At 64.8% G+C, this 22,518-nt stretch carries 15 protein-coding genes and 1 pseudogene; 12 read left to right on the top strand and 4 right to left on the bottom strand.

Going from position 1 to position 22,518, the window contains the following annotated elements:
- Window positions 1-30 precede the first annotated feature (30 nt).
- The 3 genes and pseudogenes from ACIPY2_RS15265 to ACIPY2_RS15255 all read right to left on the bottom strand — a co-directional run bounded on the left by ACIPY2_RS15265 (window position 31) and on the right by ACIPY2_RS15255 (window position 6,246).
- Complete coding sequence (locus ACIPY2_RS15265; RefSeq protein WP_400267236.1) at window positions 31-3,984, bottom strand: Pls/PosA family non-ribosomal peptide synthetase; 3,954 nt, start codon at window positions 3,982-3,984, stop codon at window positions 31-33.
- A 123-nt stretch (window positions 3,985-4,107) separates the two neighbouring features.
- Window positions 4,108-5,073: a quinone oxidoreductase family protein gene (locus ACIPY2_RS15260; RefSeq protein WP_400267235.1), complete on the bottom strand. Its 966-nt coding sequence runs from the start codon at window positions 5,071-5,073 to the stop codon at window positions 4,108-4,110.
- An 85-nt stretch (window positions 5,074-5,158) separates the two neighbouring features.
- Window positions 5,159-6,246: pseudogene (locus tag ACIPY2_RS15255) on the bottom strand (fatty acid desaturase family protein).
- A 168-nt stretch (window positions 6,247-6,414) separates the two neighbouring features.
- Here ACIPY2_RS15255 and argC point away from each other — a divergent pair.
- The 9 genes from argC to ACIPY2_RS15210 all read left to right on the top strand — a co-directional run bounded on the left by argC (window position 6,415) and on the right by ACIPY2_RS15210 (window position 15,941).
- Complete coding sequence (gene argC / locus ACIPY2_RS15250) at window positions 6,415-7,446, top strand: N-acetyl-gamma-glutamyl-phosphate reductase (RefSeq protein WP_400267234.1); 1,032 nt, start codon at window positions 6,415-6,417, stop codon at window positions 7,444-7,446.
- Window positions 7,443-8,609 (top strand): bifunctional glutamate N-acetyltransferase/amino-acid acetyltransferase ArgJ, encoded by a 1,167-nt coding sequence (gene argJ, locus ACIPY2_RS15245; protein WP_400267233.1) that lies wholly within the window; start codon window positions 7,443-7,445, stop codon window positions 8,607-8,609. The genes argC and argJ overlap by 4 nt, the downstream gene beginning before the upstream one ends.
- 11 nt (window positions 8,610-8,620) lie before the next feature.
- A complete protein-coding gene (gene argB / locus ACIPY2_RS15240) occupies window positions 8,621-9,577 on the top strand; it encodes an acetylglutamate kinase (protein WP_400267232.1) in 957 nt (318 codons plus the stop codon).
- A complete protein-coding gene (locus tag ACIPY2_RS15235; protein WP_400267231.1) occupies window positions 9,574-10,845 on the top strand; it encodes an acetylornithine transaminase in 1,272 nt (423 codons plus the stop codon). The genes argB and ACIPY2_RS15235 overlap by 4 nt, the downstream gene beginning before the upstream one ends.
- Window positions 10,842-11,849, top strand: coding sequence for an ornithine carbamoyltransferase (argF, locus tag ACIPY2_RS15230; protein WP_400267230.1), 1,008 nt, complete (start codon window positions 10,842-10,844; stop codon window positions 11,847-11,849). Before ACIPY2_RS15235 ends, argF begins: the two co-directional genes overlap by 4 nt.
- Window positions 11,849-12,385, top strand: coding sequence for an arginine repressor (locus ACIPY2_RS15225; RefSeq protein ID WP_400267229.1), 537 nt, complete (start codon window positions 11,849-11,851; stop codon window positions 12,383-12,385). Before argF ends, ACIPY2_RS15225 begins: the two co-directional genes overlap by 1 nt.
- Window positions 12,386-12,439: 54 nt before the next feature.
- Window positions 12,440-13,645: an argininosuccinate synthase gene (locus ACIPY2_RS15220; RefSeq protein WP_400267228.1), complete on the top strand. Its 1,206-nt coding sequence runs from the start codon at window positions 12,440-12,442 to the stop codon at window positions 13,643-13,645.
- Window positions 13,642-15,117 (top strand): argininosuccinate lyase, encoded by a 1,476-nt coding sequence (argH, locus tag ACIPY2_RS15215; RefSeq protein WP_400267227.1) that lies wholly within the window; start codon window positions 13,642-13,644, stop codon window positions 15,115-15,117. Before ACIPY2_RS15220 ends, argH begins: the two co-directional genes overlap by 4 nt.
- A gap of 77 nt (window positions 15,118-15,194) precedes the next feature.
- On the top strand, window positions 15,195-15,941 hold the full coding sequence (locus tag ACIPY2_RS15210) for a maleylpyruvate isomerase family mycothiol-dependent enzyme (RefSeq protein ID WP_400267226.1): 747 nt from the start codon (window positions 15,195-15,197) through the stop codon (window positions 15,939-15,941).
- 76 nt (window positions 15,942-16,017) lie between these two features.
- On the opposite strand, the gene ACIPY2_RS15205 is transcribed toward ACIPY2_RS15210, so the two are convergent.
- On the bottom strand, window positions 16,018-17,538 hold the full coding sequence (locus ACIPY2_RS15205; protein WP_400267225.1) for a DNA-3-methyladenine glycosylase 2 family protein: 1,521 nt from the start codon (window positions 17,536-17,538) through the stop codon (window positions 16,018-16,020).
- 81 nt (window positions 17,539-17,619) lie between these two features.
- Here ACIPY2_RS15205 and ACIPY2_RS15200 point away from each other — a divergent pair, with 81 nt between their 5' ends.
- From ACIPY2_RS15200 to tyrS, 3 genes are all read left to right on the top strand, one after another.
- On the top strand, window positions 17,620-18,279 hold the full coding sequence (locus tag ACIPY2_RS15200) for a DNA-3-methyladenine glycosylase (protein ID WP_400267224.1): 660 nt from the start codon (window positions 17,620-17,622) through the stop codon (window positions 18,277-18,279).
- A 121-nt stretch (window positions 18,280-18,400) separates the two neighbouring features.
- On the top strand, window positions 18,401-20,629 hold the full coding sequence (locus ACIPY2_RS15195) for an AAA family ATPase (RefSeq protein WP_400267223.1): 2,229 nt from the start codon (window positions 18,401-18,403) through the stop codon (window positions 20,627-20,629).
- 37 nt (window positions 20,630-20,666) lie between these two features.
- Window positions 20,667-21,977, top strand: a complete 1,311-nt coding sequence (gene tyrS / locus ACIPY2_RS15190) for a tyrosine--tRNA ligase (RefSeq protein WP_400267222.1) — start codon at window positions 20,667-20,669, stop codon at window positions 21,975-21,977.
- The last annotated feature ends 541 nt before the right edge of the window (window positions 21,978-22,518 follow it).

Genomic DNA, 22,518 nt, shown 5'->3' with positions numbered 1-22,518 from the left:
GTTTGTCCCTGCACTTGCGGTCTGCCCAATTTACTTGAGCCGGTCGGCCTTCGCGCCCGGACCCTCCCAAGGCCGCACGGGATTTCCCATCCAGTAGGTACCGGCGGGAACGGTTTCGCCCCGCATGACCAACGACGCCGGCCCAACAGTACCGCCGTCGCCCACACGCGCCGCAGGAAGGATGACGCCGTGCGGGCCCATGGTGGCGCCGGCACCCAGCGTCACTGTGTCGATGCTCATGACTCGGTCATGGAAGAGGTGCGTCTGCACCACGCAGCCGCGGTTGACGGTTGAGTTCTCGCCAAGGGTGACCAGGTCCGCTTCCGGAAGCCAGTAGCTTTCGCACCACGTACCCCGCCCGATCTTTGCGCCGAGTCCCCGCAGCCACCATACAAGCGCTGGCGTACCGGCGGCGGACCGGGCGAACCACGGCGCGCTGACCATTTCGATGAAGGTATCCACCACTTCGTTGCGCCAGATGAACGAGCTCCACAGCGGATGCTCGCCAACCCGGATGGCACCCACCAACAGCCATTTGGCAATGATGGAGCTGAGGGCCGCCACCGCCCCGGCCGCAAGCATGACGACGCCGCCAAGCAGGGCCGCAGCCCAGTAGCCCCAACTCCGTGCAAGGACATCGAGGGCCAGCATGACTCCGACGGCGATGGCCACAGTCAGGATGACCGGAACGCCCCGGCAGGCTTCCCAGAGGGCCCGTGCCACCTTGAGCCTGCGTGGCGGCCGGAAAGTGCGGGACTGATCGGCGTCGACTGCGGTGCGCCGGAGGCGCACGGGCGGGCTGCCCAGCCACGAGGTGCCGGACTTGGCTTTGGCGGGGGTGGCCGACAGGACAGCCACCAAGGAGTTCTTGGGAACGTTCCGTCCGGCAGCGGTCATACCCGAGTTGCCCAGGAAAGAGCGCTTGCCGATCTTCGCGGGAGCAATCTTCATCCAGCCGCCGCCCAGTTCGTAGGAAGCCACCATGGTGTCGTCGGCGAGGAAGGCGCCGTCACCGATGGTGGTCATGCGGGGGACCAGCAAGACAGTTGAGGCTTCCACGTTCTTGCCCACTTTCGCGCCCAACAACCTCAACCAGACGGGCGTGAACAGGCTTGCATAGATGGGGAACAGGACATCCCGTGCCATGTCCAGGAGACGCTCGGTTGCCCAGACCTGCCAGCCAACCCGGCTGCGGACGCGGTAGTAGCCCGCCTTGAGCCCCACGCCGAGGAGGCGGGCCACCACGAGGATGAGTACGAGGTTGGCTAAGAACCATGCAAGCGCGGCCAGTGGGAGCGCGGCAACGATGACCGGCGCTGCGGTTTCCAAGGACTCGTGTCCGCGGATGAACGCAAGGACCACCAAAGCCCCTGCAAAGGCGGAGAGATAGGGGATCAGGGCGAGCAGCGCGGACGCGCCGGCAAAGGCGGTGAACCAGAGGCGGTTGTCAAAGATTTGTTGCTGGAGAGCCTCGGGCCAGTCCTGCTTTGCCTTGCCGCGCCTTTGGGCGGGAGACCCGGCCACGAGGTGACCGGACTTTACTTTTCCGAAGACTGCCGAGCCCGCTTCCACGTGGGCGCCTGCACCGATGGTGGCTCCGGGCATGAGGGTGCTGCGTGAACCAATGACTGCGCCCGCGCCAACGTGGATCCGGCCGATGTGGACTGAGTCGCCGTCCACCCACCAGCCGGACAGGTCCACTTCCGGTTCAACGTTTGCTCCGCTTCCAAGTGACAGCAAGCCGGTGACTGGCGGCAGCGAATGCAAATGGACGTCGCGGCCGATTTTCGCGCCGAGGGCCCGCGCGTAATAGGGAACAAACGGTGCGCTGGCCAGCCCGATGGCACCGGAAAGGTCCTGGATTTGCTCAGCCAACCACAGCCGCAAGTGGGTCTTGCCGGAGCGTGGGTACGTGCCGGGTGCAACCCTGGCCAGCAGGAGCCGTGCGGCAAGCACCGATATGGCCATCCGTCCCAGCGGGCTGACGAAGACCAGCCAGGACGCTGCGATCCACCACCAGGAAACTCTTGGAGCGGCAACGAATCCAGCAAAGTCGGCAAGGAGCCTGTTTGCGGCCATGAGGTACGTCAACCACCGCATGCCCACGAGTATGTGCAGCGGCACTCCCATCAGGACTTGGAAGACCTGTGACTTCAGGGCTGTGGGACGTACGTAGCGCTCAGCAGCGGGCCGCGGCGTACCGCCGTCGGGCGCCGACTGCCTGGCCGCGTCGATCAGCGCGCCGACGCGCGGTGTGGCGTAGATATCGGCAACGGTGATGGTCGGATACCTGACGCGCAGCGCGGAAACGAGCTGTGCGGCTGCGAGGGAACCGCCACCGTAAGCGAAAAAGTCGGCGTCCAGGGAGCCCACCGGGCTGCCAAGCACGGCTTCCCATTGCTCCACCACCCAGCGGGCGTCTTCCGGGAGGTTGAGGGTCGTATCGGCCGCCTCTGCGGTGGCACCGGGCAAGGGCCAAGGGAGGGCATGCCGATCCACTTTTCCGCTGGTCTTGGTGGGAAGGGAATCGACCGTGGTCAGCAGTGGAATCAACGCAGCCGGCAGGCTTTCACCCAGGAGCTTGCGGGCTTCGTCCAAGTCCAGGCCGACGCCTTCGGATGGCGCGAGGTAACCCACCAGTATCTGGTTCCCGGCCGTCGTCGTCTGCACTGCAGCCGCAGCTCCCGCGACGCCAGGCAGGGACTGGAGGGCGGCATCCACCTCACCGAGTTCGATCCTTCGCCCGCCCAACTTGACCTGCTCATCTGCGCGGCCCATGAAGACCAAGCCTTCAGAGTCATAACGGACCAAGTCGCCGGACCTGTAGGCGCGCGCCCAACCGAGAGTGCTCATGGGCGCGTATTTTTCAGCGTCCTTGGCCGGATCAAGGTACCGGGCAAGGCCAACGCCGCCGATGATCAGCTCGCCCACCTCACCTTCGGCCACGGGAACCCCTTCAGGGTCCACGACGGCGAGGTCCCAGCCATCCAATGGCAGCCCGATCCGGACCGGGCCCGGACCGCCGAGCGGCGCCGCACAGGCGACCACCGTCGCTTCCGTGGGGCCGTAGGTGTTCCATACTTCGCGGCCATCGACCGCGAGCCGCTCGGCCAGTTCGGGCGGGCAGGCTTCGCCGCCGAAGATCAGGAGCCGGACGTTCTCCAAGGCCTCCGCGGGCCAGAGCGCGGCGAGGGTGGGAACCGTCGAAACGATCGTGATGCCGTGGTTGATGAGCCAAGGACCCAGGTCCATACCGGTGCGGACCAATGCCCGGGGAGCCGGGACCAGGCATGCACCATGCCTCCATGCGAGCCACATTTCCTCGCAGGAGGCATCGAAGGCGACGGACAATCCGGCCAGGACGCGATCCTGGGGGCCGATCGGTTCGTGTTGCAGGAAGATGCGCGCTTCGGCGTCAACGAAGGCCGCCGAAGAGCGGTGTTGCACAGCGACGCCCTTGGGGGTGCCTGTGGAGCCGGAAGTGAAGATGATCCAGGAGTCGTCGTCGGGGCGCGGCTTGGTCCAACCGTGCACGGGGCGACGTGGCGGATCCGTGGCGCGGATGGACAAACCGGCGCCGACAACGGCAGCCACCTTGGCTTCTCCGAAGACCAGCCGGGCGCGTTCGTCCGGATCGTCGGCGTCCACCGGAACGTAGGCGGCCCCTGCCATCAGAATGCCCAGGATGGCTACGTAGAGTTCGTTGGTACCGGACGGGATGCGGACGCCGATCTTGTCTCCGCGTCCGAGCCCGGCGTGGTTCAAGTCGCGCGCGAAGGCCCGGACGGCGGCCAGGAGTTCCGTGTAGCTCAGTGACTTCCGGCCGTCGTCCAGCGCTGATGCCTCCGGGAAGGACTGCGTGGTCTCTTCGAGGATATCCACGAGGGTCCGTTCGGCAGGTGCCGCCGATGACCCTGGAAACTGGGGGTGGTAAGCGGCCACGGCATGTGTTTGCGTGGCCGCGCCAGGTTGTTCTGTGCTCACCTGCCCAGCATTGCGCGGAAAGGTAAACGGGAGGTGTCCAGTGTTTCCTGCCCGTCACAATGTGTTGCGCAGTTGTTCGCCTGGCAATAACCGGCCGTTTCCCGCAGCCTTGGGAATCCGGACCTAGGGAACCAGCAGAACCTTGCCCGTGGTTTTCCGGCCCTCGAGGTCCCGATGGGCCTGTGGGGCTTCCGCGAGGGGGTAGCTCGCTCCGATGCGTACGGACAGCGTCCCGTTAGCTGCCGCTTCGAAGATCTCGGTTGAACGCCACCGGCGCTCGTGGGTGTTCTGTACAAAGTGGGCCATGGTGGGCCTGGTGATTGAAAGGGATCCTCCCGAGTTCAGGCGCTGCGGGTCGAAGGGCGGTACAGGGCCTGATGCCGCGCCGAAGAGGACCATGGCACCGCGGATGCGCAGGCTCTTCAGGGAATCGTCGAACGTGTCGTTTCCGACGCCGTCGTAAACGACGTTGACGCCCTCGCCGTCGGTCAGTTCCCGGACTTTAGCTGCGAAGCCGTCATACCGCAGCACGTCGTCGGCGCCGGCCAGCTTGGAAAGTTCGGCTTTCTCGTCGGAAGAAACCGTGGTGATCACGCGGGCTCCGCGGGCTTTGAGCAACTGGGTCAGGAGGAGGCCTACTCCACCTGCGCCGGCGTGCAGCAGCACGTTGTGCCCGGGCTCAACCCTGAAGGAGGAGTTCATGAGGTAGTGGGCGGTGATTCCTTGGAGGGGGAGGGCGGCGGCGGTGTGGTCATCAACTCCTGCAGGAACCGGGAGTGCCTTGGCTGCGTCCACCAATGCAAATTCTGCGTACGTGCGGGAACCCTCCGCCGTTGCCACCCTGTCCCCAACGACGAAGTCCTCCACGCCCTCGCCGATGGCTTCGACCGTTCCGGCAGCCTCGGCGCCGGGGGTGAACGGATATTCCACCTTGTAGATCCCGCTGCGCTGGTAGGTCTCTATGAAGTTGACCCCGGCAGCTGCGACCTTGATCAGCAGCTGCCCCGGGCCCGGCGCCGGTACTTCGACGGAAGCGTACTCGAGGACCTCGGGTCCTCCGGCCTGCTGTGCAACGATTGCGTGCGTCATGGTGGCTCCTTACTCCGGGACGGTCCTTCCGGTGCCCGGTTCCAGGATCCATCCTAGGGAGCAAGCCACCCATGATGTCGAACGGCTAGCGGCGTCCGTGCGTCGAAGCGACAGGGCAATCAAAGCCCCGCCCGGCCGCCAAACCCACCCGATTGAGGTAGGAGACCACAATGCCGTAGGACTGCACCAGGGTTGTTTCGGTGTAGGGAATGGAATGCTTGGCGCAAAATTCCCGCACGATGGCTGCAGCTTTGTGGAGCTGGGGCCTGGCCATGTCCGGGAACAGGTGGTGCACCACTTGCCGGTTCAGGCCACCCAAGAGGAAGTCCATGAACCGGCCGCCGGAGATGTTGCGCGAGGTCAGGATCTGGCGGTTGAGGAAGTCGACGCGGCTGTCCTCGGGAAGGACCGGCATGCCCTTGTGGTTCGGCGCGAATGAGGCCCCCATGTAGAAGCCATAAACCATGATCTGGACGGCGAGGAAGGCAAATGCCATTCCGATGGGTAGGAAAGTGAAGGCCAGTACCGGAAGTGCGGTGAGCCGGGCCACCAGGATGGGCGTCTCTACCCAGCGGTGGCGGGCCTTCTCCTTGCCGAAGACGAAACGCAGCGAGTCGAACTGGAGGCTCAGGCCGAGCAGCGTCAGGAGGGGGAAGAAGAACCAGCCCTGCCTGCGTGTGAGGAAGGCCAGCCGGCCATTGCGTTCTGCTGCGGCATCCTCGTGGAAGACCAAGGCGTTGTTCCGGATATCGGGATCCTTGGCAATGACGTTGGGATGTTGTGGTGTGCGCCGTGCTTGTGTTCCCACCAGGAGTAACTGATGCCGGCAACTCCGGTGGCGAGGAGGCGGGCCGACCAATCGTTGGCCCGGCGTGAGGCGAAGATCTGCTTGTGCCCGGCCTCGTGGGCCAGGAAGCTCAGCTGCGTACACAGGATGCCTACTGCTGCTGCGATCAGGAGCTGGTACCAGGACTCGCCAATCAAGGCGAAGCCGAGCCATGTGCCGGCCATGAGGAGTAACAGGGCCGCGAAGACCCAGATGTAAAAACCGCTGCGGCGTTCAACAAGGCCTGCGGACTTGACGCTCTTCAGCAGCTCTGAGTAGCTCTGAACGACGGGATTTGGCTGAATTGCGCGTGCTTTGGGGCGCTCAGCGGTGGACGTGGGTGCCATGAATGTGCCCCGTATCGCTAACGGGCAACGCTGCAGCCGACGTTCGGACTGCACGGTCTGGATCACCCTCCACTTAGCATACGCGCAAGACCCTAACGAATGTGACAGCGCACATCCAGCATGCATAAATATCGGACAGTATGAATATTTTTGCTGTATGCTGAAGCCATGACTATTTCTGTTGCCGTCTCCGGTGCCAGCGGCTACGCCGGGGGAGAAGTGCTGCGCCTGTTGGCCAACCATCCCAACGTCACCATCGGCGCCATTACAGCGCACAGCAACGCAGGTTCCAGACTAGGGGAGTTGCAGCCGCATCTCCATGGTTTGGCCAGCAGGATTCTCGAAGACACCACCGTAGAGAACCTGTCCGGGCACGATGTCGTCTTCCTCGCGCTGCCGCACGGCGCGTCCGCCGAGATCGCGGCGCAGCTGCCCGAAGGGACAGTAGTCATCGACGCCGGTGCGGACCACCGCCTGCAAGACGCCGCGGCATGGGAAAAGTTTTATGGCTCGGCGCACGCCGGCACATGGCCCTACGGGCTGCCGGAACTGCCCGGCCAGCGTGAGGCGCTCAAAGGCTCCAAGCGGATCGCCGTTCCCGGCTGCTACCCGACGTCGGCCCTGCTCGCCTTGACGCCCGGGTTCGCCAACAACCTTTTGCTGACCGACGACGTCGTCATCGTGTCCGCCTCAGGCACCTCGGGCGCAGGCAAGGCTGCCAAGGTCAACCTGATCGGTTCTGAAGTCATGGGTTCCATGAGTCCCTACGGTGTGGGTGGCGGGCATCGCCACACGCCGGAGATCGAGCAGGGCCTCTCCAACGCGGCGGGGGAGCCGGTGACGGTTTCTTTTACGCCGACCCTTGCCCCGATGAGCCGGGGCATCCTTACGACGGCGACCGCCAAGGTTGGTCACGGCGTCACCGCGGCCGAACTCCGCCAGGCGTGGGCGGATGCCTACGACGACGAGCCGTTCGTGCACCTGCTGCCCGAAGGCCAGTGGCCCACCACCAAGTCGGTGCAGGGTTCCAACCACGCCGTCATGCAACTGGCGTTTGACCAGCACACGGGCCGCGTCATCGTTACGTGCGCCATCGACAACCTCACCAAGGGGACCGCAGGCGGCGCCGTGCAGTCCATGAACATAGCCCTCGGCCTGGACGAAACCGCCGGCCTGAACCTGCAGGGAGTAGCACCGTGACCATTACCGCACCCAAGGGATTCCGGGCAGCCGGCGTCAAAGCCGGCATCAAGGCCTCCGGGAATCCGGACCTGGCCCTCGTCGTGAACGATGGTCCGCAGAAGGCCGCTGCCGCCGTCTTTACCTCCAACCGCGTAGCCGCAGCTCCCGTGCACTGGTCCCGCCAAGTGGTCAGCGACGGCCGAGTGGATGCCGTGGTCCTGAACTCCGGCGGAGCCAACGCCTGCACCGGCCCCCAGGGCTTCCAGAACACTCATGCCACGGCCGAGAAAGTGGCAGAAGTGCTGGGAGTCTCTGCTTCCGACGTCGTGGTGTGCTCCACCGGGCTGATCGGTGAGCAATTGCCCATGGACAAGATCCTTCCCGGCGTCGAAGCCGCAGCCAAGGAGCTGTCCGAGACCGGCGGAAGTGCCGCAGCCACCGCGATCATGACCACGGACAGCGTCTCCAAGGAGGCCGTGTTCACCGGCAAGGACGCCGAGGGCAAGACCTTCACCGTAGGCGGCATCGCCAAGGGTGCGGGCATGTTGGCTCCGGGCCTCGCCACCATGCTGGTGGTCCTTACCACTGACGCCGAAGTCCCGGCCAACGAGCTCGACGTCGTCCTTCGCGACGCCGCCCGGGTCACCTTCGACCGTGCCGACTCCGACGGCTGCATGTCCACCAACGACACCGTGGTGTTGCTTGCCTCCGGTGCCTCGGAGGCGCTGCCGTCCGCGGAACAGTTGAGCGAAGCGGTCACGAGCGTCTGTGCGGAACTGGCCCGCAAGCTCATTGGGGACGCCGAAGGCGCCAGCCATGACATCGCAATCCGCACCTTCAACGCCGCCAGCGAACGTGATGCCGAAATCGTTGGGCGCTCCGTCGCCCGCTCCAACCTCTTCAAGGCCGCCATTTTCGGCAAGGACCCCAACTGGGGCCGCGTGCTTTCCGCAGTTGGTACCACGGACGCCGTTTTCGAAGCCGACCAGCTCAACGTTGCCATGAACGGCATCCAGATCTGCCGTAACGGTGCAATCGGTGACGACCGCAACCTGGTGGACCTGGAGCCACGCGAAGTGCTCGTGGAGATCGATTTGCAGGCAGGCGACGCCGAGGCGACCATCTGGACCAACGACCTCACGCACGACTACGTGCATGAGAACAGCGCGTACTCGAGCTGAGCGGAGTGACCATGACTGCGCAGACCCGCGAGAACACGTCCACGAGCTCCGTCTCGGCAGAAACAGCCCAGGACAAAGCGGCAACGCTGATCGAGGCGTTGCCCTGGATCCAGCGCTTCGCCGGAACCACCATGGTGATCAAGTACGGCGGCAACGCGATGGTGAACGATGACCTTCGCCGCGCCTTCGCCGAGGACATCGTGTTCCTGCACCACGTCGGCATCCACCCGGTGGTTGTCCACGGTGGCGGCCCCCAGATCAACTCCATGCTTGGCCGGCTCGGTATCGAGTCCGAGTTCAAAGGCGGCCTCCGGGTCACTACCCCCGAAGCGATGGACGTTGTCCGGATGGTCCTCACGGGCCAGGTCGGACGCGAACTCGTTGGCCTCATCAATTCGCACGGCCCGTACGCCGTCGGCATGTCCGGCGAAGACGGTGGCCTGCTGCGCGCAGTGCGCACCGGAACCGTGGTGGACGGCGAAGAGGTGGACCTCGGGCTGGTGGGCGAAGTGGTTGGCGTTGATCCTGCCGGTATCAAGGACATACTTGACGCCGGGCGCATCCCCGTGATTTCCACGGTCGCTCCCGAAATCACCGAGGAGGGCAACGGGTTCCAGACCACGGGGCAGGTCCTCAACGTCAACGCCGATACCGCCGCAGCCGCGGTGGCCTCCGCCCTAGGTGCCTCCAAGCTGGTCATCCTGACTGACGTCGAAGGCCTCTACGCCAACTGGCCGGACAAGTCGTCGCTGATTTCCTCGCTGACCGCGACGGAGCTCCGGGAAATGCTTCCGCGTTTGGAATCCGGAATGATCCCCAAAATGGCCGCCTGCCTCAAGGCGATCGACGAGGGCGTGGAACGCGCCCACATCGTGGACGGCCGCCTGCCGCACTCCATGCTGTTGGAAACCTTTACGACGGCGGGCATCGGCACCCAAGTAGTACCCGACGAGGACGTGAACGCATGAGCACCGAACTGAGCCATACTCCCACCGAAGCTTCCGCGACCACCCTTGTAGCCCAGAGTTCCGGCGCGGATTGGCTTGCCCGTTACTCCTCATCGCTGATGGGTGTGTTCGGCACTCCCCAGCGGGTCCTGGTCCGTGGCGCCGGTTGCCTGGTGTGGGACGCTGACGGCAAGGAGTACCTGGACCTCCTCGGCGGCATCGCAGTGAATGCGATGGGGCATGCGCACCCGTTCGTGACGTCGGTGATCGCAAGCCAGCTGGCGACACTGGGCCACGTCTCGAATTTCTTCACGAGCCCCACGCAGATCGCGCTCGCTGAGAAGCTGCTGGCCATCAGTAATGCACCGTCCGGTTCCAAGGTGTTCTTCGCCAACTCCGGCACGGAGGCCAACGAGGCTGCCTTTAAACTGGCCCGCCGGAACAATGGCGATGGCAAGCGCACCAAGATCATCGCCCTTGAAGGCGCGTTCCATGGCCGGACCATGGGTGCCCTGGCGCTCACGGCAAAGGAGGCCTACCGGGCCCCGTTCGAGCCGCTTCCCGGTGGCGTGGTCCACATTCCGTTCGGTGACATCGATGCCCTGCGTGCCGCCGTCGACGATTCCACTGCGGCCGTGTTCCTGGAACCGATCCAGGGCGAAGCGGGTGTCCGCCCCCTCAGCAACGAATACCTGCAGGCGGCACGCGAGGCCACCACCGCCGCCGGAGCACTCCTTATCCTCGACGAAGTCCAGACCGGCATCGGCCGTACCGGAAAGTGGCTGGCCAGCGAAGACGCCGGGATCGTTCCCGACGCCGTCACCCTCGCCAAGGGCCTTGGCGGCGGCTTCCCGATCGGCGCCCTGGTCACGTTCGGAAGTACGACGTCGGCCCTGCTCACCGCGGGGCAGCACGGTACCACTTTCGGTGGAAATCCGGTGGCCACGGCCGCCGCCCTTGCTACCCTGCATGCCATCGAAACCCAGGGCGTGCTGCAGAATGTTCAGGCTGTGGGCGAGTACCTGCGGCAGGGTATTGCAGCGGTCGATGGCGTTACCGAGGTCCGTGGCGAGGGATTGCTCATTGGGTTTGACGTCGCTGCCGACATCGCCCCCGCCATGGTGACTGCCGGCCTCGACGCGGGCTTCATCGTCAACAGCCCCGGTCCCCGCACCATCCGCCTGGCGCCGCCGCTCATCCTGACCACCGAACAGGCTGACCGTTTCCTGGCAGCCTTGCCCACCCTGATCGCTACGGCTACCGCCACCACCGTTAAGGACGCACAGTGACTACATCCGCCAGCACCCGGCACTTCCTCAAGGACACGGACCTGACCCCGGCCGAGCAAGCCGAGGTTTTGGAACTCGCGGTCCGGATGAAAGCCGCTCCCTACAGCGTGCAGCCGTTCGCCGGAGAAGGAAACGGGCGCAAGACCGTTGCCGTGATCTTCGACAAGACCTCCACCAGGACCCGTGTCTCGTTTGCCACCGGCATCGCCGACATGGGCGGCAACGCCCTCATCATCAATCCGGGCGAGGCCCAGATCGGCCACAAAGAGTCCGTGGAGGACACCGCAAAGGTCCTGGAGCGAATGGTCTCCACCATCGTGTGGCGGACCGGAGCCCACGCGGGCCTGGTGGCCATGGCGGAAAACTCCAAGGTGCCCGTCATCAATGCCCTGTGCGATGACTACCACCCCTGCCAGCTCCTGGCCGACCTCCTGACCGTCAAGGAACACAAGGGCGAGCTGGCCGGATTGACCATGGCCTACTTGGGCGACGCGGCCAACAACATGGCCAACTCCTACCTGCTGGCCGGTGTGACCGCGGGCATGCACGTCCGGATCTCCGGTCCGGAAGGCTATCTCCCGGCTGCCGAAATCGTCGCCGCAGCTGAAGAACGGGCCGCCGAAACCGGCGGATCCGTGCTGATCACGAGCGACGCTGCCGAGGCCCTCAAAGGCGCCGATGTGGTGGCCACTGACACGTGGGTGTCCATGGGCCAGGAAGCGGAGAAGGAAGCCCGGCTGCAGCTGTTCCGGGACTATTCCGTGGACGAGGCGGCGATGGCCCAAGCAGCCCCGGACGCCGTTGTGCTGCACTGCCTCCCGGCCTACCGCGGTTACGAGATTTCGGCCGGTGTCATCGACGGCCCTCAGTCGATCGTCTGGGACGAGGCAGAAAACCGCCTGCACGCCCAAAAGGCGCTCATGGCTTGGCTGATGCACCGTTCCGGGCTCGCGTTCGTCGAGGGTCTTGCCCCCGTCGAAGGAACCGGCGAGAGCACTTTCTAGTGTCCGTCAACCCGTCCGTACCCGGTACCAGCCCGGCCACCAAGACCGCCCGCCAGGCCCGCATCACGGCGATCCTGACGGGGGAGTCCGTGCGTTCCCAGGCGGAACTCGCTGCCCTCTTGGCGGACGACGGCGTACAGGTCACCCAGGCGACCCTCTCCAGGGACTTGGTGGAGCTCGGTGCCGTTCGGGTCCGTGGCAAAGACGGAGCACTGGTCTACGCGGTTCCCGGCGAAGGGGGAGACCGGAACGCCAAGAGCGGCGTCACCCAGGAAATCCTGGATGCCCGGCTCACCCGGCTTTGCGGAGAACTGCTGGTCACGGCTGAGGCTTCTGGCAACATCGCGGTGCTCCGCACGCCTCCAGGCGCCGCGAACTTCCTGGCCCTGGCGATCGACCACTCCGTGATGCCGTCGGTATTGGGTACGATCGCAGGCGACGACACTGTGATGTTGGTGTCCCGGGATCCCGACGGCGGGGCGGAACTGGCGGCCCGTTTCCTCCGCATGGCCGAAGAAGCCGGACCGGGCAACTGACTTATTTTCTTCAAGCATTCGAAACAAACAAAGCAACAACAAAGGAGCACTCTCGTGACTGAGCGCATTGTTCTGGCCTACTCCGGTGGCCTTGATACTTCCGTAGCCATCGGCTGGATCGGTGAAGCCACCGGCGCCGAGGTCATCGCTGTGGCCGTCGACGTCGGACAGGGCGGCGAGTCCCTGGAGACCATCCGCCAGCGCGCCCTCGGTTGCGGCGCCGTCGAGGCCTACGTTGCGGACGCCCGCGACGAGTTCGCCAACGAATACGCCATGCCTACCCTGAAGGCCAACGCCCTCTACCAGGGCCACTATCCGCTGGTGTCCGCCATCTCGCGTCCGGTCATCGTGAAGCACCTGGTGAAGGCGGCCCGCGAATTCGGCGCCACCACCGTCGCGCACGGCTGCACGGGCAAGGGCAACGACCAGGTCCGCTTCGAAGTGGGCATCCAGACCCTCGGCCCGGACCTGAAGTGCATCGCACCCGTCCGCGACCTCGCCCTTACCCGCGACAAGGCCATCGCCTTCGCCGAGGAAAAGGGCCTGCCGATCGAGACCACCAAGAAGAACCCTTACTCGATCGACCAGAACGTCTGGGGACGCGCCGTCGAGACCGGCTACCTTGAGGACATCTGGAACGCACCCACCAAGGACATCTACGACTACACCGCCACCCCGGAATTCCCGCCGGCACCGGATGAGGTCACCATTTCCTTCCAGGCCGGTATCCCGGTAGCGATCGACGGCGTCAAGGTCACCCCATTGCAGGCCATCCAGGAACTGAACCGCCGTGCAGGTGCGCAGGGCGTGGGCCGCATCGACGTCGTCGAGGACCGCCTGGTGGGCATCAAGTCCCGCGAAATCTACGAAGCACCGGGTGCCATGGCGCTGATCACCGCGCACAAGCACCTCGAAGACGTCACCATTGAGCGTGAGCAGGCCCGTTTCAAGGCAACGGTCGGCCAGCGCTGGGCCGAGCTGGTCTACGACGGACAGTGGTTCTCCCCGCTCAAGCGCTCCCTGGACGCCTTCATCGAAGATACGCAGAAGTACGTTTCCGGAGATATACGCATGGTCCTCCACGGCGGCCAGGCCATCGTCAACGGCCGCCGCTCCGAGACCTCGCTGTACGACTTCGACCTCGCTACCTACGACACCGGCGACACCTTCGACCAGTCCATGGCCCGCGGCTTCATCGAGCTGTGGGGCATGTCCTCCAAGGTCGCCTCGGGCCGCGACCTCCGGGTCGCAGGACAGTGAGTCCGCAGCAGGGCCCCGGAACGCAGGGGTCCCCGGCCGAGCGCAGCGAGGTTGGGGAGCGTTCAGGGACCAACGAAGGTGCTCTGTGGGGTGGCCGGTTCGCCGGCGGCCCCGCGGACGCGCTGGCCGCACTGAGCAAGTCCACTCACTTTGACTGGCGGCTGGCCCGCTACGACATCGCCGGTTCCAAGGCGCACGCCCGCGTGCTGGCCAAGGCCGGACTGCTGGATGACGCCGAGCTCGAAGGCATGCTCAAGGCGCTGACGCAGCTGGATGAGGACGTCGCGAGCGGCGCCTACCTTCCTGCTGAGAGCGACGAGGACGTGCACGGCTCGCTGGAACGTGGGCTGATCGAACGCGCCGGGACACAACTGGGCGGCAAGCTCCGCGCCGGCCGTTCCCGCAATGACCAGGTGGCAACCCTTGGACGCATGTTCCTGCGGGACCACGCCCGGATCATCGCCCAGGGTGTCCTGGCCACGGTTGATGCGTTGGTGGAGCAGGCCAAGGCGCATCACGGTGTTGCCATGCCCGGCCGCACGCACCTGCAGCACGCCCAGCCGGTCCTGCTCAGCCACCATTTGCTTGCCCACGCCTGGGCGCTGTTGCGCGATGTGCAGCGGCTCCAGGACTGGGACAAGCGCGCCGGTGTTTCACCGTATGGTTCCGGTGCCTTGGCTGGTTCTTCGCTCGGCCTCGACCCGGAGGCAGTGGCAGCAGACCTCGGTTTCTACTCAGCCGTGCACAACTCGATCGATGGCACCGCGGCCCGCGATGTCTTCGCCGAGTTCGCGTGGGTCTGCTCGATGATCGGCGTCGACCTTTCCCGCATCTCCGAGGAAGTCATTTTCTGGGCCACCAAGGAGTTCTCCTTCGTCACTTTGCATGACTCGTACTCCACGGGGTCCTCGATCATGCCGCAGAAGAAGAACCCGGACGTTGCAGAGTTGGCCCGCGGCAAGGCAGGGCGCCTCATCGGCAACCTGACCGGGTTGTTGGCTACGCTCAAGGGCCTCCCGCTCGCGTACAACCGCGACCTCCAGGAGGATAAGGAACCGGTCTTCGACGCCGCGGACACCCTGGAGCTCCTGCTTCCGGCCGTGTCCGGCATGATCGCCACGCTCAAGTTCAATACCGAACGCATGCAATCCCTGGCTCCCCAGGGCTTCGCGCTGGCAACGGACATTGCCGAGTGGCTTGTCCGCCAGGGCGTTCCTTTCCGTGAAGCCCACGAGCTCTCCGGTGCTGCGGTCAAGCAGGCCGAAAGCCGTGGCGTGGAGCTGTGGGATCTGACGGACGAAGAGTACGCAGCGATTTCGGAGCACTTGACGCCCGAAGTCCGTTCCGTGCTGAGCACCGAAGGTTCGCTCAACAGCCGCAACTCACAGGGCGGAACGGCACCAGCCGCCGTCGAACGCCAGCTTGCAGCACTTGAAGCGGAACTGGACGCCGCGCGGTCCTACGCGTCGTAGCGTTCGTTCCATCGGAGCGGGATGGTGCCTCACAGCACCATCCCGCTCTTGCTTTAACTGTGCGTTAGCATGGCGCTATGACCCAGATCACCCTTGAAACGCTGACCGCAGAGCTTCACAAAGCCGCCGGCAACGTCACCCGTCTCCTGACCAAGATGGACGAATCATCCGTCACTGAGCCGTCGGAACTTCCCGACTGGACCCGGGGCCATGTGCTGGCGCACCTCACCGGTATTGCCAATGCCATGGCGCGGCAACTGGAGTACGCGCGGCGGGGCGAGAGGATCGAACTGTACGACGGCGGCATGGAAGGCCGGACCAAAGCCATCAACCTCGCCGCGGGACACAGCCTGGACGAGCACAAGGCGTCCGTCGCCGCCGCCGTTGACTCGGCGCTTGCAGCGTTCGATGCCCTGGACCCGGTCGGCTGGCAGGCACGCATCACCTACCGCGACGGGACAGTGTTCGACGGCGGCCTGGCACTGTGGCGCGAACTGACCATCCATGCGTCGGACCTTGGAATGGGCTTTGGCCCGGAGACGTGGAGCCGACCCTTCTGCGAGCACCTGTTCGACTTCCTCGAGGCTCGTGTGCCGAGCGAGTACAAGCTCGTGCTGCAGCCTACCGGTCTGCCGCCGCGGACACTCGGCACTGGAGGAACGTCCATCGCGATCACCGGCATGATTACGGACATTGCAGCCTGGCTGGCGGGCAGGGAGCCGAGCCTGGGCTCCCTCCGCGCCACGGCAGCCGCCGACGGCGTGGACCTCCCGGAGTTGCTGCCCTGGCCCGCCGGAGTCCCCGCCCAACCCCCGGCCCACTGACGGGTTCCTCTCTCACGTCCCGCGGGGTTTGGGGTGTTCCTCTCTCACGTCCCGCGGGGTTTGGGGGATTCCTCTCTCACGTCCCGCGGGGTTTGGGCGATCCCTCTCTCACTCGCGGTCGGGCAGCGGCGCGCCAGAGGTGCATCACGGCATAGGAACGCCAAGGACTGACGTCCCGGAAGTCGGCACTCAATGCCGGTCCCGCGGGCATCACTTTCAGCCCGTTCCGAACGGCTGCATCGTTTCCCAGGAAGACATCCGGTGTGCCGAGCACCCGCATGGCCACATAGCCTACGGTCCACGGTCCCACCCCCGGGAGCGGCAACAGCTTCAGGGCAAGGCTCCGTTCGTCGTCCCCATAGCCGAAGTCGAGGCCGCCGTCGGCCATCGCTGATGCCGCCGAAAGCACCGAATCGATCCGTCGTTGCGGACCCCTGAGGAGTTCCCTGCCTTGTTCGGCGAGCTGGGCAGCTGTCGGGAACAATCGGTCCAGGCCATCCACGCTGGTTCGCAGGGACGTTCCGGCAGTGGACAGTTGCGTGAGAGCCGTCCGGGCGGCGGCAACGGTGATCTGTTGCCCGACCATGGCCCGGACAAGCAATTCCTGTGGATCCACGGCGCCCGGGAGCCGCATGCCAGGCAAGGCACGTACGCTTGGTTTCAGGCGAGGGTCCCGCGCCAATGCTTCATCAATGGCGACCGGATCAGCATCGAGATCGAACAACCGGCGGACCCTGCTCAACAGGACCGGCAAATCGTGAAGGTCCGCCACCGCTGCGCTTAGTTGCAGGCGCGATCCGCCCGCAGCAGGCGATACCCGCGGATCGTATGAGACGGTGAAGGTGGCGTGGCCGAGGGGAAGCCGCAGTGTCCGCGAGTAGCTTCGCCGGCCATCCGGGTCCTCGCTGACCACCTCTATTCCGGGCACGGCCCGTGCCGCAAGGAAATCGAAAATTCCGGTATCAAAGGGTTCCCGGTACGGCAGGTTCAGGGTCAACGATGCAGGAGCCACCGCTGGTTCGTCTTGCCGCCTTACCGTCCGCGGCGCGCTGGCGCGCAACGCCGTCGGAGTCATCGCGAAGACCTCGCCGATGGTGTCATTGAACTGACGGACGCTGTTGAAACCGGACGCAAAGGCCACATCGGCAAACATCATGGACGTGGAGACCAGTAGCGTCCGTGCTGTTTGTGCGCGGCTGGCCCTCGCAAGTGACAGCGGGCCGGCCCCCAGCTCATGGCTTAGTATCCGGTTCAATTGGCGCGCGGAGTAACCCAGCCTGTGGGCCAGCCCGTCAACGCCTTCCCGGCTGATGACGCCATCGTTGATCAAGCGCATCGCCCGTCCCGCCACGTCTGAGCGCAGGTTCCATGCCGGCGTTCCGGGGACTGCCTCCGGCAGGCAACGCTTGCAGGCACGGTATCCGGCCTCGTGCGCGGCCGCGGATGTCTCGTAGAAGGTGACGTTTTCCGCCTTGGGTGTCCTGGCGGGGCAGGAGGGTCGACAGTAGATGCCGGTGGAACGGACGGCGGTGAAGAATTGACCGTCAAACCGGGTGTCCCGGGCGTCGATGGCGCGGTAGCGCTGCCAGAAGTCCATGGCTTCATCCTCCCAGCCGGCCGACATCGCTGCTAGCGGAAATCGGACACGATCGCAGAGGGTGGTTGCTAGGGTCGGTGCATGACCGTCACGCCAACCAGCGATCCCATCGCGGTGCGGGACTTCCTAGCCGGAGACCCGCGGCTCATTGCGCCCCTTTTCCTGGGGGCGGTCCTGACCCACTACTCCGAAGCCGGCCCGGTATCGGTGCGGCTCACGGAGGTGGAGGCATACATGGGACCGCGCGACTCCGAAAATCCGGACCCCGGCTCGCATACCTATGGCGGACTCACGGCCAGGAACGCACCCATGTTCGGTCCGGCCGGTTTCCTGTATGTCTATTTCACCTACGGTATGCACTACTGCGCGAACATCGTCTGCGGCCCTGCCGGCTCGGCTTCCGCCTTGCTGCTCCGTGCCGGCGAGATCGTCGAAGGCCGGGAGCTTGCCGCCGTTCGGCGCCCAGCGTCGAAAGCGCCGAAGGACCTGGCCAGCGGGCCCGCGCGCCTCGCTTCAGCCTTGGGACTCACGACGGCGGACTCCGGGCGTGACGCGCTCGCGGCACCTTTCAGTTTGTGCTTGCCTGGGTCCCCGGCGGCGGCAGTTGTCAGCGGACCCAGGGTGGGCGTGGCGGGCCCGGGTGGAAGCACAGAGTACCCGTGGCGGTTCTGGATCGAAGACGATCCCACCGTGTCCAAGTACAAAGCCGCACGGCCACGGAAACGGGTGGAGTCCGGGTAGAGCGGCCTATCTCACGCGATTATTTGGCCCGACAGTCCGGCATCTGGCTCGCACCCCACGCGTTTACCAAAATCGCTGTAGAATGGACGGTCTGTCTTTTGCGATAGGGGTTACGGTTTCGATGCACGACGCTGATTTGGTTCACGAGCAGGAATATGTGGCCGGGTTGTACGCCCGGCTTGATGAGCTGCGGGAAGAAAAGCGCACCCAGCTGGCGCAAGTGCGCAAGGCCGGCGCCGTGGGAACCATGCAGAACGTTTCAGAACGTGACGCCTTCGCCGCACTGTACGAGGACCGCCTCGCCCAGCTCGACGCCGTCGACGATCGCTTGGTCTTTGGGCGCCTCGACCTGGACTCCGGTGAAGCCCAGTACATCGGACGCATTGGGCTCTCCACCGCCGATCTGCAGCGCCTCATGGTGGACTGGCGTGCTCCCGAAGCCGGGCACTTCTACCAGGCAACCGCGTTTGACCGCCAAGGCGTTCGTCGCCGTCGTCACCTCATCCTGCAGGGCCGCGAGGTCAAGGCGATCGAGGACGACGTCCTGGACGCGGACATGCTGGCCGACGACGATTCCCTCCAAGGCGAGGGGGCCCTGCTCGCTGCACTGAACTCCAAGCGCACCGGGCGCATGTCCGACATCGTCGGCACCATCCAGTCCGAGCAGGACAGGATCATCCGTTCGTCGATCTCCGGTGCACTGGTAGTCCAAGGCGGTCCCGGAACAGGCAAGACCGCGGTCGCGCTGCACCGTGCCGCTTACCTGCTTTACACCCACAGGGATCGCCTTAAGAGTGCCGGTGTGCTGCTGGTGGGGCCGTCGTCGTCGTTCATGCACTACATCGAGCGCGTCCTTCCCTCGCTCGGTGAGACCGGCGTCGTTATGGCAAGCCTCGGCCGTCTCATGCCCGGGATCCACGCCATCCCGGAGGAGAACCCGGATATCGCCGCCCTCAAGGGCAAGCTGGATATGGCCAAGGTGGTGGCCAACGCGGTGGCCAACCGGCAACGGACACCGGGCAAAGACCGGATCCTCGAAGTGGATTCCCGCAAGCTGACCCTGTCCGAGCGCCAGGTCCGCCGGGCGCGTGACAAGGCCCGCGCCACGGGCAAGCCACACAATGAGGCTCGCCTGACGTTCATCAAGATCCTGTTGCGTGAGCTCACCGAGCAGCTGACGGACCAGGTCGAGGAAGCCAACATCGGCAACAACGCCGACCGCGCCTACCTGGCAGAAGATGTCCGGACCGCCCGCGATGTCCGCATCATGTTGAACTTGTGCTGGATGCCGATGACGCCGGAGAAGCTCATTTCCGAGCTCTTCAGCAAGCCGGCGATCCTCGAAGCCTGCACCCCGCACCTCACACCCGAACAGCGCGCCCTGCTCCAGCGGCCGGCAGATGCCCCGTGGACGGAAGCCGATGTGCCGCTCCTGGACGAGGCTGCCGAGTTGCTCGGCGAGCTGGATCCTGCGGCCGGAAGGGGTCTTGCCCAGCAGGAAGCGGACCGCGCCCGCGACCTCGCCAATGCCAAGCAGACCCTGGCCAACATGGAGGCCATGGGCGTGGATGTCCTGATGACGGCCGAAGAGCTCGCCGATCAAAACCAGGAACGCGAGAACCGGCTCACCGCGGCCGAGCGTGCCACAAGCGATCGCTCGTGGGCTTTCGGCCACATCGTAGTTGACGAGGCGCAGGAGCTTTCGCCCATGCAGTGGCGGCTCCTGGTGCGACGCTGCCCGCTGAAGTCCTTCACCATCGTGGGGGACATCGCCCAGACGAGCGCCGCGGCGGGTGCCAATTCGTGGCAAAGCGCACTGGCGCCGTCGTTCGGTGACCGGTGGACCCTCGAAGAGTTGACCGTCAACTACCGCACGCCGTCCCAGATCGCCGAAGCCGCCGTCCGCATGGCCAACCGTGCCGGGCTCGTGGTCTCCGCGCCGAAGGCCGTCCGGGAAGGCAAATGGTCCCCGGTCGTGGACCGTGTGGAGGCCGACGGCATCGTGTCGAAGCTTGTTGAGGTACTGCCTGAGGAACTGAACGCGATCGACGGCGGTTTGCTCGCCGTCATTGCTGACGGCCCGTTGCTCCCGGAGGCCATGGCTGCCCTGCGCGGCGTCTACGGACGGCGTATCGGTACGGGCGCCGGCAGCTATGAACAGGACATCGTGGTGATCAGCCCCAAGGAGGCAAAGGGCCTCGAATTCGACGGCGTCGTGGTGCTGGAACCGGCAGCCATGCTCAACCACGAGCACGGTAAGGTGGGCGACCTTTACGTCGCCATGACCAGGCCAACCCAACGCCTCCGCCTTATCACCGCGGCACCCCTTCCGGCCGGCATTGAACGTTAGGAATTCCGGGATCGCTAATCCTGCTAACTTAGAACTCGTGTCACACGTAAATAACCTCGAGTCCCAACAGAACGATCCAGCCTTTGCCAACGTCTGGCAGGAGCTGAAATGGCGCGGCCTGGTGCACGTTTCCACCGACGAAACGGAACTGGAAAAGCTGCTCGCCGGGGACCCGATCACTTATTACTGTGGCTTCGACCCCACGGCCCCTTCCCTGCACCTTGGCAATCTGGTGCAGTTGCTTCTGATGCGGCGCCTGCAGCTCGCAGGCCACAAGCCGCTGGGCCTTGTTGGCGGTTCTACCGGCCTGATCGGGGATCCGCGTCCGACGGCGGAACGCACCTTGAACACCAAGGACACCGTTGCGGAGTGGGTCGGCTACCTGCAAGGCCAGGTGCGCCGTTTCCTCAGCTTCGAGGGCGAAAACCCTGCCCGCATGGTCAACAACCTGGACTGGACGGCACCGCTCAGCGCGATCGACTTCCTGCGGGAGATTGGCAAGCACTTTCGTGTTGGCACCATGCTGCGCAAGGATGCTGTTGCCTCGCGCTTGAACTCGGACGAAGGCATCAGCTACACCGAATTCAGCTACCAGATCCTGCAGGGTATGGACTACCTCCAGCTGTACCGCGACTACGGTTGTGCGCTCCAGACCGGTGGTTCGGACCAGTGGGGCAACCTGACCAGCGGCACGGAACTGATCCGGAAGGTGGAAGGTAAGAGCGTTCATGCCCTGGGCACACCGCTCATCACCAACTCGGACGGAACCAAGTTCGGTAAGTCCGAAGGCAACGCCATCTGGCTTGATTCGGAGATGTGCAGCCCGTACACCTTCTACCAGTTCTGGCTGAACACGGCCGACGCCGACGTGGTGGATCGCTTGAAAGTGTTTACTTTCCTGACGCGCGCAGAGATCGAAGCTCTGGGGGAGTCCGTGGCAGAACGCCCGTTTGCCCGCGAAGGCCAGAAGAAGCTGGCATACGAGGTCACGTCACTCGTTCATGGTGTGGAGGCAACGGAGAAGGTCATCGCGGCCTCGGCAGCAGTCTTCGGCAATGGCGATTTGTCCGTACTGGACGAACCGACTCTCGCAGCAGCGACGGCGGAGCTTCCGTCCGCCAAGATCGGCAGCGATTCGTTGGGAATCATTGACTTGCTTGTTGCTTCCGGGCTATCTGAGAGCAAGTCGGCGGCCCGCCGGACCGTGGGCGAAGGCGGCGCGTACGTGAACAACGCCAAGATCTCCGATCCGGACGCCGTGATTGCTCAGGAGCAGCTGCTTCACGGGCGCTACCTGCTGCTTCGCCGGGGAAAGAAGAACCTGGCGACGGTGGAAGTCTCCGCTTGATCGCCCCGACAGGTCACCGTCTGCGCCTGTGTGGCAATGCGGAGCTGGCGGGAATCTGAATCAACCGGAAGGCCGGCAACCCCAGTGGTTGCCGGCCTTCCGCGTTTACAGCCCCTTCTAGGCGATGCTCTCTCACGTCCCGCCCGGGTTTTCCGGGTTCTTCTCTCACGTCCCGCCCGGGTTTCCCGGGTTCTTCTCTCACGTCCCGTCGGGTTTCCCGGGTTGCTCGCTCACGTCCCGCCCGGGTTTCCCGGGTGTGACGGGCTTCACCGAGCCTATTTTTGGCAGTCCGCGCGCTCTTCGGATGGCTTTTGCCCTGTTTGAACCTGAAATCCCGGGGTTTTAAGCCCGTCAACGTTGGATTTGTGCCTTGGCTTGCAGACGTGTAATGTCTTCTGAGTCGCCGCGAGTGAGACAGCCTGGAGCTGGAAACCGGGGTGACGATCCCCCCTTGATGACAGCCTGGAATATGGTTCGCTTTTGAGTGTGCCGTTTGTGGGTGGGGCCGATGATCGGGTTGTGAATCGCGGTAGCGTTGGTT

It is taken from the genome of Paenarthrobacter sp. NPDC089675 (assembly GCF_044749185.1).
Taxonomy (GTDB): domain Bacteria; phylum Actinomycetota; class Actinomycetes; order Actinomycetales; family Micrococcaceae; genus Arthrobacter.
The sequence above is the reverse complement of the archived record's forward strand: the minus strand, read 5'-3'. Positions and strand labels throughout refer to the sequence as shown.

What these genes read in the sequence shown, in the direction of transcription:
- ACIPY2_RS15260 (WP_400267235.1), bottom strand. Translation starts at nt 5,073, where the DNA reads ATGACGCACGCAATCGTTGCACAGCAGGCCGGAGGACCCGAGGTCCTC.
- argC (WP_400267234.1), top strand. Translation starts at nt 6,415, where the DNA reads ATGACTATTTCTGTTGCCGTCTCCGGTGCCAGCGGCTACGCCGGGGGA.
- argB (WP_400267232.1), top strand. Translation starts at nt 8,621, where the DNA reads ATGACTGCGCAGACCCGCGAGAACACGTCCACGAGCTCCGTCTCGGCA.
- ACIPY2_RS15235 (WP_400267231.1), top strand. Translation starts at nt 9,574, where the DNA reads ATGAGCACCGAACTGAGCCATACTCCCACCGAAGCTTCCGCGACCACC.
- ACIPY2_RS15210 (WP_400267226.1), top strand. Translation starts at nt 15,195, where the DNA reads ATGACCCAGATCACCCTTGAAACGCTGACCGCAGAGCTTCACAAAGCC.
- ACIPY2_RS15205 (WP_400267225.1), bottom strand. Translation starts at nt 17,538, where the DNA reads ATGGACTTCTGGCAGCGCTACCGCGCCATCGACGCCCGGGACACCCGG.
- ACIPY2_RS15200 (WP_400267224.1), top strand. Translation starts at nt 17,620, where the DNA reads ATGACCGTCACGCCAACCAGCGATCCCATCGCGGTGCGGGACTTCCTA.
- ACIPY2_RS15195 (WP_400267223.1), top strand. Translation starts at nt 18,401, where the DNA reads ATGCACGACGCTGATTTGGTTCACGAGCAGGAATATGTGGCCGGGTTG.